This window comes from Aliiroseovarius sp. B-4 (assembly GCF_056857795.1).
Map to the genome: position 1 here is coordinate 1 of NZ_JBSXNV010000013.1, position 9,997 is coordinate 9,997.

The following is a 9,997-nucleotide window of genomic DNA, read 5'->3' on the forward strand; positions in this document are numbered from 1 at the left end:
AAGGAAAAGGGTCAAGAAACAGACAATCCTACACCGCCGCTTGCAACATCAAAAACAAGCCGCATAATCAGTCACACAAACGAGCCAGAGCCTCCATTGCTCAAACCGCTCTGATGTCCCATTTTATATGACGACGGACAGTCATTGTTCCCGTACTCCGCGTTGGTAAACGACGCGAAGCCGATGTCGAAAAAGTTGAAGTGCAGATCATCGTAACTGGAAAAAGCCTGATCTCTTCCGGCCAAACAGCGGTCACTCTCTATCAAACACAGCCGGTTTCAGAGAAGCAGCAACAACGTGATGTTCTTGCTGGGATTTACGCTTCGGACGACACGCTCATTTCAGATGAGCACCCGCTGACTTTTGACTACACCTCGCAAAATGCGCGCGAACGGGAGCTGCCCATCAAGTTCCTGCTTTCTCGCGATGCTGATCGGTTCAACAACCAGGACGTCTTCCTCAAGCTTCGCGAACGTATCGGCAAGACGAGCCACTTCGAGGATTACACAAGCCACCGTTTCCAACTGCGTCGTGGCATATCGACAGATTTCGACTTTTAAGGACCTATCATGAGCGCACTCGACGAAAAAATTAACGAGCATTTCGCGGGCTACGTGGTCCGCAAAGACCTTGTGAAAGCGGTCAAGGGCAACGCAATCGTTCCAACCTATGTCCTCGAATACCTGCTCGGGCAGTACTGTGCGACTGACGATGAAGCATCGATTGAGAGCGGCATTGAAACCGTCAAAGAAATCCTCAGAAAGCACTACGTTCACAGAAGCGAAGCGGGACTGATCCAATCCACGATCAAGGAAAAGGGACGCTACAAGGTCATCGACCAAATCAGCGTCTCGCTGAACGAAAAAACAGACAGCTACGAAGCCACGTTCGACAACTTGGGCATCAAAAAGGTTGCGGTGGATAGCGGCACGGTCAAAGCGCATCCAAAGCTGCTTGTGACCGGCGTATGGTGTATTGCTGATGTCCAATACGAGTTTTCAGAGGACGCGCGAACATCCCCGTGGGTGCTCGAGACCATCAAACCCATTCAGATCGCAAAGGTCGATTACGAGGGGTACAAAAAGGCGCGCGCGCAATTTACCAAAGACGAGTGGATCGATCTCCTGATGCAGTCGATCGGCTTCAATCCTGAAGCCTTCGGACGCCGAAGCAAGCTCCTGCAGCTGATGCGCCTGATCCCCTTCGTCGAACGAAACTACAACATCATCGAACTTGGCCCAAAGGGAACCGGTAAATCGCATATTTACTCTGAGTTTTCGCCACACGGGCAGCTGATTTCAGGCGGCGAAGTGAGCATACCGAAGTTGTTTGTAAACAATTCGAATGGCCGGATTGGGTTGGTCGGCTACTGGGATGTTGTCGCCTTCGATGAGTTCGCCGGACGCGAGAAGACTGCCAACAAAGCGCTCGTCGATATTATGAAAAACTACATGGCAAACAAGACCTTCTCGCGCGGGGTTAACCCCATGGGGGCAGAAGCGAGCTTCGCATTTGTCGGCAACACAGACCACAATGTGCCATTCATGCTCAAGAACAGCGACTTGTTCGAAGCACTGCCGCCCCAGTTCCATGACTCTGCATTCATTGACCGTCTCCACGCATATCTGCCTGGCTGGGAGATCGACGTGATCCGAGGTGAGATGTTCACCACTGGCTACGGGTTCATTGTCGACTACCTCGCCGAGATCCTTCGCCATTTGCGCCAAGAAGACTTCTCCAACCGGCCGGACCTGCATTTCAAAGTCAGCGAGAAGATTTCAACCCGTGATCGGGACGCCGTCTACAAAACCATGTCAGGCTTTCTGAAGGTGATTTTTCCTGCCGGAGATGAAACAGCCGATGACGTTGAAGAGCTTTTGCAGCTCGCACTGGAAAGCCGAAAGCGCGTTAAGGACCAACTGTTTCGGATCGATGCGACCTATCCAGATGTGGACTTCTTCTACACTGGCTCTGACGGGGAAAAGCGGCGCGTCCAGACCGTCGAAGAGCAAGAGTTCCCCCAATTCTACTATCTGAAACCTGCCTTAGACCCGAAGCAGCAGGATCAATCCACTGATGCTGTCGAAGATGACGTCATCGAAGTCGAACATGAGCCACGCGAGACATCGGAGACCTCAGCGCCCACCAAGTCGCGCGCCGAAGAGGGTCACCACGTATTCGCCGAAAACCGAAAGGGCGTCAGCTATGATAAACTGTTTGGGCCTTATCTGGACGGTGCATCGCGGATCGTAGTGACAGACCCCTACATTCGCTATTTTTACCAGATCAAGAACATGATGGAATTCGTCGAGATGGTCATCCAGCGCAAGGCGTTAGAAGATCAAGTGGCCATCCATCTTGTCACGGGGCCTGATGACGGAAACGTCCAAAAGCAACGCGAGTTGCTCGAGAGCATTACCGAAGCATGCATCGGTTCAGGGGTTGATTTCACCTGGGCATTTGATGGTTCCGGGACTGCTCATTCCAGAGATATCGTCACCGATACCGGCTGGAAAATCGTTCTCGATCGCGGTCTGGATATTTTCCAAGCGCCCATGCGACGTGACGGGTTCAGCCTAGCCGACCGCCTGCAGGAGCACCGCATGCTGAAGAACTTCTATGTGACCTATGTGCGGCAGAAATAGATTATGCATCGACAAGGAAACATGCGGGCCGAAGATACCATACCACGGTGGGAGAATGATTGATGCTGTTGCAAGGTAGTCCTAGGCGACGCACGTCTGTTGGCTTCGTGAAGTGGTTTGGAGGTATCAATAAGAAGACTGGTAAAGAGAACCAGTACGGCTTCATTGAAAGCATCGACGGGGACGATCTTTTTGTCCACGCCAGCCAGCTAGGTGGCGTGGTACCAGAGGAAGGCAATTTTGCAATCTTCACTGTTGACGCGAAAGAGGCCGACAAGAAGCATGCTGTTGAAGTAGCCATTTGTGACGCTCCGGAGACTTTTAACACGGAGCCACTGATTGAATATCTTTACGACATCGAAGGGTTCCAGAAAGTTCTGCTCACCGCCAAGTACCGGAATGTTCTTCGATCTCTCGTGAATCGCAAGGACAATGAATGGGCTACAGGTTTCTTGGAAGAGGTACTGCCCAGATCGAAGGCTGCGCTTTACGTCGTGGGTGAGCTTTTAGCCGACAGTGCAACCCAAACACGTTTGTTGAAACCTTTGAGTTTTGACGAACTCGAAACCATCGACCACACCTTCAAGTACGTCCCCAAATGCCATTTTGATAATGAACATGCCCGATCTTTTCAGTGGCTCAGAGGAAAGTCGTCAGCGGAACGGGATTCATTTTTCCAACATAAAATCAATGATCTGTCCATCAGCTTTATCCTGGCATGTGTGTTTGAGGGCTTGATCAATGATCCCAATATTCTTGATCGCCATACTGACGACATCAAGCTGTTCGTCGACCAGGCACTTCGGAAACGATTCACAAGTTCGCAGGAAGTGACTAACCGTATAGTTTTACTAGACTACGTGCGCGAAACCTTTCACCGGAGCTTCACAGGATTTGATGAACTTTTATCATGTCCAGCATTGGTTCCGTTTTTTGAACTTCCCCTAATCAAACAGAAAGTTTTCTCTAAGGATCGGAGCTTCGTCGACGACGTTGAGCGCTCTGGCCGCATGTCTCGCGATCCCGAAACCTTTGTCTTAAGCAGACTATTCCCGCTAATCTGGGACGGAAATGATGATCTGACGGTTGAAGCCGCATTTTTTCACGAGTTATGGGAAGCTTTGTTGAGCGGTCAGTTAGACGTCGATCATCCCGGCTTCCTAAAGTTGTTTCCAAGCTGTCGAACGCTTGGACCTCATTTGTCTTGTGAAGCGACGTTTTGGCAAAAAAAAGAGCTATTTCTATGCAGAGGGCGCAGGTGTGACGATCCTCAAATCATGCCTGACCTCGATAAACATTTTTTGGAGTTCAATATCTACGACTGGCTTAGCTACTTCGGTAGGTCATACGAAAAAGCGGATCAGCCCTCACGTAGGGATTTTCCAATCAAGCTTGCGGGCTATTTCAACCGGTTGAAGGACCTTCGCGCGGTGTTGGATTGCCGTTGCTGCGGAGATTTGATGAAGCCCGATTTCAAGTATTCTAGAGTCGAAATCAGAGTTTTCGATCCTGTTACGCAGTCGACTATTACCAAGCAACTCATCGCGGCCTACAGAGCTACCGTTTTCTATTGTGACAATCCAAAGTGTGCTGACAGGGATGCAAAGCACTACTTGAATCATTGCCTTGGTCATAAGTGTAACAAGATTATCGACAGTCGAGACCTCGGCAAGTGTGAAAACGGGTTCTACAGATGTAGCTGTGGAAGTTGTTGCAAGGAACATCAGGTCGAAGCCGAGCAACAAAAAAGGCAACTGGAGCAGGTGATTAAAGGCCGAGGAAGCAGGAGGTTTGGGCGATGAATGCTAGGGCGGGCAACCCGCCCTGGCACTGAGGTCACTCGGTGACCGGTTCTTCATCGCGGCGCGGGAAGGCGACCATTTCGACATCGGGGAACATGCTGTGTTTGACGTTGATCGAAGTGATGTTGCCGCTGTCGTCGGTGTTGACGAAGAGGACGCCGCAGCGGTCCCAGAAGTTCTTGCCGTCTTTTTCGCCGGATTTGACGTTCAGTTTCAGAGTTTGAGTAGCCATTTTTTGATCCTCACTTTGAGTGTTTCGATGAACATGACCAAAGCTGGCACCAAGGGGCTGTCAGCAATAAAGTTGCCTCGCGAGGAATGCGCTGGCGCAGGGGAATTTTCTTGTTGAAGCGGGGCTTGCACCGCGTCTGACACGGCTGCCCGCTTATGTTCAGCAATCAGAAACACGGCGTTGAGGGGCCGAACTTGGCACCCCAAAATCGACCTGCCTCGTCATCCCGCATCGCAATGGCGAAGGACCTCAATAGCCCGCTGCAGCTAAACGGCTTTCGCTCAAGCCAATTCGACACCCGCCCCAGTTCACGCTCGCGCCAAATCCGCTTCCTCGTGCTCGAAGGCTGTCGTCATCTCCCTGATCTCCTTCTCCGGAGCCCCCAATGCGCGAGCGACTTCACGCCAAGCCATGGTCGCCTCGGCCACCTCTGCAATTATGCGATCGGCCTCGCCGCGCTCCAGAAGATAGGATTCATGTTGCGCGCGGTGCAGAGCAATACTGGCATCCGGATTGTCGTCATCAACGTAGCTCTTAAGCATACGCGGTTGGTTCGGCACAGGGTTGATGTCGTAGGCCGGTGAGAGGTGCCATCCGCCCCGCCAGCGCAGAAATCCGTGATTGCGCATGTGGTCATCTAGGTTCGTCACGAGAATGGAGAAAGCGACGCGTCTGTAGAGCTCTTCTCGGTCTTGGTCCGGAGTGACGCTTTCTGAGGTGATAATATCTGCCAGATCCAAATAGCTATAGCTTTCGCCATCTTTGCCGCCCAGCATCGCCATAGCTGAGATGAACGGGATCCTGCCGTCATCGTTCCGATCAAACCGATGGGACAAGAAAACCGGTTTGTCTCCAGCCATCTCAAGCGTGTGGTCCGAAACCGTGATTCCGGCGCGTCTTGCCAGCTCCAGTGCGATGGCTTCCCAGCGTTCCACACAATATGTGTCCGTCTCTTTCGGGAACTTGGCGACAGAAAGACGGCCGTGTTGGTCAAGGATGCTGGCCTTTGGCCGAGCGCCACCCAGAGAACTTCCCGGAGCAAACAGCATTTGAAGATCCTCGGCGGTCTCCTCCCCGCGAAGAACGCGTTGCGAGGCATGAAGCAAATCCCCGAGGCCCACGAGAGCAGGCACGCCAATGCCCTCGGGCGCTTGAAACTCGCCATCAACCTTGAAGCGCAGCGCACCCAATCGGGTCTCATCATTCACACCAAGCAGGTAGTCGGTTTCTTGCAGTGTTCTCGAGCGTCGCCCCTCGGCCTCTGCCATGCGCCCCTCATAGCGCCGCATCACCGTTCGCCCCCAGGTATCGGGGGCAGAGTCCCCAAGCGGTGCAAGCATGTCCTGCCCGGCCTCAGGCACGAATTGCCCTTTAACGAGAGGCATGTCCGGCGAAAGCCCAAAGGCATTTTCGTCGGCAAGCCAGTCGTCATGATAGGTGAAGGACACCCGCTCTCGGCCGCGCCCCGCTGTGCGGTGAAGCGTGCCGACCCGTTTCAAACCTTTCCAGTCGATCCAGACCTCAACCATTTTTCAGTCTCGCACGCTGCGGGAGGTCATCCAGGGCCATTTGCTCACCAACCGGATCATCGAGGTCCCCCCAGCCTTTCAGAAGGCCGAGCGCCTGCAGCACTGCCACGTAAGTGCCGATCTTGACTGCGGGGTTGCCGCTTTCGATCTTGGCAATTGTCTGCCGCGTTGTGCCAGCGCGCTGCGCGACAATCTCAGCGGTCAACTTGCGGCGCAGTCGCGCAACACGAATGTTTTCTCCAAGTGTCACGAGCTCCTTACGGGCCGCCCTGGGCATTTTGATCGGAACAGCCATAATGATATCTCCAGGTGACGTTACGCATTATAACGTTATACTGAAAAAACATTCATGTCAATTTTCGCCACCTAGCTCCATAACCCAACGCCGCCACACCAGTCACACCTTATGTTATCTCAATATAACATTGAGCGTATTAAGGTTGCCAATACGAAACACAACTCGGTCACCTCACCACACTCATACAACGCGCCTGTTCGCGCGGAACGACTGCGGTCCCTGCCTTCGAAAGTCACGCCTGCAGCCCCTCGCGCGCACCTGCTCAGGCGTCACCAGTTTTGAAGCTATGATCTACCGACCATAAAGCGGAAATATGATCTGCGGATCATGCGGCATGAAAGGCAGCCGCCCGACGTCGTGCGCCAGCAACAATGGCTTCCGCCAATAGGTGCGGAAACCCATCCGGCAGGTCGGCTAGTGTCTTGTCCAAGGCGGGTTCAAGCTCTGTCGCGATGTCCGACAAGACCTCTTCCGCCACCGCCACACCAAAGCCAGCCGCCTTTGCAGCCTGCAGGAAATGGCGAGGTACCACCTCATTGATCCGATAGTGCCCGTCGACCGCCATCGCGAGGCGCATCCGGTTCTGACGTATTTGACCGTCATCCACAGCTTTCTGTGCGCTCAGCACGTCATAAAGCGGGGTCAAACGGAAACCACCAGGGCGCAGTGCGATGCTGAAATTCTTCGCGTGCCCATCTGTCGCCCCTAAAAGCCAAAACAGCACTTGCGAGCGGAAGAACACGCGCTGATCCGCCTCGGGGTTATCACTGCCTGTCAGCAACCCGATCCCTTCGGTGATCCCCGGCCCGCCATCCATTTGGTATTTCTGACTGGGTGGAACTGTAAGCGCCTGACAAAAGTCTTCCTGCGGGAGGCGGATCAATCGGCCATCCTTGGTCCAGCGCCGGTCAAACCGCGTCACAACAAGGCTCCGTACGTCTTCAAAGTCGGCAATCTCGACCTGCGCCACATCCATGCCCATGGCGCGGCAAAAGCTCATGCAGAAATACTCGTTCTCGACGCTGTCGGACAAATCAATCCCCGCTGGCAGGACGCCAAGCTGCGTCTTTAGGATATGAGTTGTAGGGGTAAGTCCCGATGGACGTATCCACGCGCCCTCATGGCGCAGCAGAGCTGTCTTCTCCTGAGCCCCTGCGATGGAAATGCGAAAGTCGTCTTCCTCATCCAAGCCAAGCGGAGCGCTTGCAAGGTTACGCAGCATATCCGCTATCTGCGCTTCACATACTGGCTCACCTTCGAGTGCACCAACTTCGGGGATCTCACCCGAAACAAACTGCAAAGCCCCCACGCAATCGCGCCCGATCTTCTCCAGCATGTGCCATGCGTCCGTACCGCCAGCACGCACCCGAGCGGCAACGCGTTCGCGTATCGCCTGATTATCCGGCAGCAGGTTTTCCAAATAAGCGATTACAGGTCCGCCTTGGTGCGCCTCTTCGCGCAAAGGAAGGGACAGCGAGATGGGCATGGCATGTTCCCAGGACAGCCAGTCCGGATCATAGGTGAAGCTGATTGCGCCTGAACCAGCGAGACGCAAAGCCCCCACCAACCGTCCGTTCAGAAGCACTTGCATCGTGCCGCTACGCCCGTGTTTTGCCATCAGAAGATGTCCTCAATCTCAAGCGAACCACCGCGCTCCACCAATCGGAACTCAAGCCCAAGCGCGGCCATGACGGCGAGCACAGTGGCGAGCTTGGTTCCTGCGTCGCCATTCTCGAGCGACGAAATCGTCGCGACGCGCAAATTTGTACGCGCGCTGATATCGCTTTGGGTCCAGCCGCGCGCTTTGCGCGTCCGGCGAAGTGCCTCCCCAATCTGCTCGGCCGTTCGTGCTGTGAGGTCCATGATGTGGCTCCTTTTACGGCACAGCGTAAATTAAAGCAAATTACGCTGCAACGTAAATATTTACTTTTTACGTCATAACGTAACAATCGAGCCGCACTCATGCCTGCAGCCCCGCAGCGCGCACCTGCTCGGGCGTCACCAGCTTTGACGCGATCAAGTCCTCGATCTGGCGGTTCGTGATATGGCGGCACAGGGGATGGCGCTCGTGGATCCATTCGGCGAGGCTCGCACGGCCCTTGGCTTCAGCCTCTCGCGCCTTCTCGCGGTCGGCTTGGATCTGGGCCAGTCCCTTCTCCCACCGGCGCATCTTGAGCCAGTTGTCCGAGAAACAGACCTTGCTGCGCGTATAGCCCTTGCTTTCCTCCGCATAGGCTTTGACCGCCTGCAGCAGGTCATCGGGCTTCACTCCGGCTTTCATAGCCTCTGAGATCAGACGCAGACTGGTTCGCCGGTCTCGGATCCTGTCCTCGGGAAAGGCCGCTAGGATCTTCTTAGATTCAATATCTTCGACCTCCGCCGCCACCTCGCGCCTGCGCGTAGGTGGTTTATGGATGGTTTTAGGATGGTTTGGGGTCCACCGTGAACCCCGTACCCCGTTCACCGTGGACCCCGTACCGGGTTCAGGCTGGACGGGGTTCACAGTGACCCCCGTCTCAATGTCTGGCTCTGCCGTGGGTTCGAGCGCGGCCACGCGCTCCAGAACGATGCGGTAAATGACAGTGTAGCCGTTCTTGCAGTGTCGACGCCCAGTCTCGATCAGAATGCCTTCACGCAGGAAGTCGATGATGGTGCGCTTCACCGTGCTCTCACTAAGCTCGGTGTGGCGCTGGATCGTCCCTTTGGAGCACCAGATCCCAGAGCCGTCATCGCTCGCCTTGTCGGCCAAGAACATGATGATCTGCTTGCGCGCAGCACTGCCAAAGCGGCGCTCGGCGCATTCATTTGCGATACGCCAGCTCATGATCTCACCGCCAATTGGGTTGAGGTCAGACCAGAAATGCCGTAGGTATTGTGATGGAAATATTCTTCTATGCCGTTGAGGTGGGTGGCCGCCCCCTCAGCGGTTTTTCTTTGCCTTGTCGCCAGAGCACGAGCCTGTGAAAAACCGTTTACTTGGGCCTCGTAACCTATTGAAAAGTGACCCTGAACGAAACAAGTCCGTTTACAATTTTTCCCTTTGAAATCAATGAAATTTTCCGGATTGCAAATCCGTGTACACCGGTTCGATTCCGGTACTCGCCTCCAATAAATTTCAATCACTTAGCCGGATTTTCGCAGTTATACGCGAATTTCAAACACGGATTTTTGAAATTGTAGTCCTGAGCCATCCTTACGGCTCCAGCTCCCAGCGAAAGCGCATGTGCGAGACATTGAGGTGGCTGCCCGGCCATCGCGGGCAATCAAAAGACCAAAACACAAACTTCTTCAGCACTATCTCCACATCACTGCCGTTCATCGAAAACCAATTAAGGTCCGCAACGCGGACGAGGACGAAGCCGCTCGCGCGGCGGGGGCGCTTGTGGCCGGCGCGTTGCGATGATCTGACGGTCGAGACTTTGGGAATGGGCGTGTCTGTCTGACGATTGGGGTCTCTCAATCAACAGACAGGAGGGTCCCATGGCGGACAC

The 9,997-nt window shown here is 54.2% G+C and carries 9 protein-coding genes and 1 pseudogene; 3 read left to right on the plus strand and 7 right to left on the minus strand.

Annotation, left to right across the window (positions count from 1 at the left end):
* The first annotated feature begins 200 nt into the window (after positions 1 to 200).
* The 3 genes from AC13C8_RS00375 (at position 201) to AC13C8_RS00385 (ending at position 4,447) form a co-directional block, all read left to right on the plus strand.
* On the plus strand, positions 201 to 560 hold the full coding sequence (locus AC13C8_RS00375) for a hypothetical protein (protein ID WP_482846018.1): 360 nt from the start codon (positions 201 to 203) through the stop codon (positions 558 to 560).
* A gap of 9 nt (positions 561 to 569) precedes the next feature.
* Entirely contained in the window at positions 570 to 2,645 is a 2,076-nt protein-coding gene (gene brxL / locus AC13C8_RS00380; RefSeq protein ID WP_482846019.1) for a BREX system Lon protease-like protein BrxL, read from the plus strand.
* A 62-nt stretch (positions 2,646 to 2,707) separates the two neighbouring features.
* Positions 2,708 to 4,447, plus strand: coding sequence for a cold-shock protein (locus AC13C8_RS00385; protein WP_482846020.1), 1,740 nt, complete (start codon positions 2,708 to 2,710; stop codon positions 4,445 to 4,447).
* A 34-nt stretch (positions 4,448 to 4,481) separates the two neighbouring features.
* Here AC13C8_RS00385 and AC13C8_RS00390 read toward each other — a convergent pair whose 3' ends face one another.
* From AC13C8_RS00390 to AC13C8_RS00420, 7 genes and pseudogenes are all read right to left on the minus strand, one after another.
* Positions 4,482 to 4,679, minus strand: a complete 198-nt coding sequence (locus tag AC13C8_RS00390; protein ID WP_054463755.1) for a hypothetical protein — start codon at positions 4,677 to 4,679, stop codon at positions 4,482 to 4,484.
* Between the two features lie 308 nt (positions 4,680 to 4,987).
* A complete protein-coding gene (locus tag AC13C8_RS00395; RefSeq protein ID WP_482846023.1) occupies positions 4,988 to 5,947 on the minus strand; it encodes a type II toxin-antitoxin system HipA family toxin in 960 nt (319 codons plus the stop codon).
* A gap of 21 nt (positions 5,948 to 5,968) precedes the next feature.
* A pseudogene (locus tag AC13C8_RS00400) lies at positions 5,969 to 6,208 on the minus strand (HipA N-terminal domain-containing protein); the annotation flags it as partial.
* Positions 6,201 to 6,503 carry a helix-turn-helix transcriptional regulator gene (locus AC13C8_RS00405; protein ID WP_240610978.1) on the minus strand — a complete coding sequence of 101 codons (303 nt, stop codon included), beginning with the start codon at positions 6,501 to 6,503 and terminating at the stop codon, positions 6,201 to 6,203. The gene AC13C8_RS00405 and the pseudogene AC13C8_RS00400, both read right to left, overlap by 8 nt.
* 328 nt (positions 6,504 to 6,831) lie before the next feature.
* Complete coding sequence (locus AC13C8_RS00410; RefSeq protein ID WP_482846021.1) at positions 6,832 to 8,124, minus strand: type II toxin-antitoxin system HipA family toxin; 1,293 nt, start codon at positions 8,122 to 8,124, stop codon at positions 6,832 to 6,834.
* Positions 8,124 to 8,369 carry a helix-turn-helix domain-containing protein gene (locus AC13C8_RS00415; RefSeq protein WP_036560649.1) on the minus strand — a complete coding sequence of 82 codons (246 nt, stop codon included), beginning with the start codon at positions 8,367 to 8,369 and terminating at the stop codon, positions 8,124 to 8,126. The genes AC13C8_RS00410 and AC13C8_RS00415 overlap by 1 nt, the downstream gene beginning before the upstream one ends.
* A 97-nt stretch (positions 8,370 to 8,466) precedes the next feature.
* Positions 8,467 to 9,330 (minus strand): hypothetical protein, encoded by an 864-nt coding sequence (locus AC13C8_RS00420; RefSeq protein ID WP_482846022.1) that lies wholly within the window; start codon positions 9,328 to 9,330, stop codon positions 8,467 to 8,469.
* Positions 9,331 to 9,997 lie beyond the last annotated feature (667 nt).

Excerpts from the sequence above, each read along its gene's own strand:
- AC13C8_RS00395 (WP_482846023.1), bottom strand. The coding sequence starts at position 5,947 with ATGGCAGAGGCCGAGGGGCGACGCTCGAGAACACTGCAAGAAACCGAC.
- AC13C8_RS00405 (WP_240610978.1), bottom strand. The coding sequence starts at position 6,503 with ATGGCTGTTCCGATCAAAATGCCCAGGGCGGCCCGTAAGGAGCTCGTG.
- AC13C8_RS00420 (WP_482846022.1), bottom strand. The coding sequence starts at position 9,330 with ATGAGCTGGCGTATCGCAAATGAATGCGCCGAGCGCCGCTTTGGCAGT.
- AC13C8_RS00410 (WP_482846021.1), bottom strand. The coding sequence starts at position 8,124 with ATGGCAAAACACGGGCGTAGCGGCACGATGCAAGTGCTTCTGAACGGA.
- AC13C8_RS00385 (WP_482846020.1), top strand. The coding sequence starts at position 2,708 with ATGCTGTTGCAAGGTAGTCCTAGGCGACGCACGTCTGTTGGCTTCGTG.
- AC13C8_RS00390 (WP_054463755.1), bottom strand. The coding sequence starts at position 4,679 with ATGGCTACTCAAACTCTGAAACTGAACGTCAAATCCGGCGAAAAAGAC.
- brxL (WP_482846019.1), top strand. The coding sequence starts at position 570 with ATGAGCGCACTCGACGAAAAAATTAACGAGCATTTCGCGGGCTACGTG.
- AC13C8_RS00415 (WP_036560649.1), bottom strand. The coding sequence starts at position 8,369 with ATGGACCTCACAGCACGAACGGCCGAGCAGATTGGGGAGGCACTTCGC.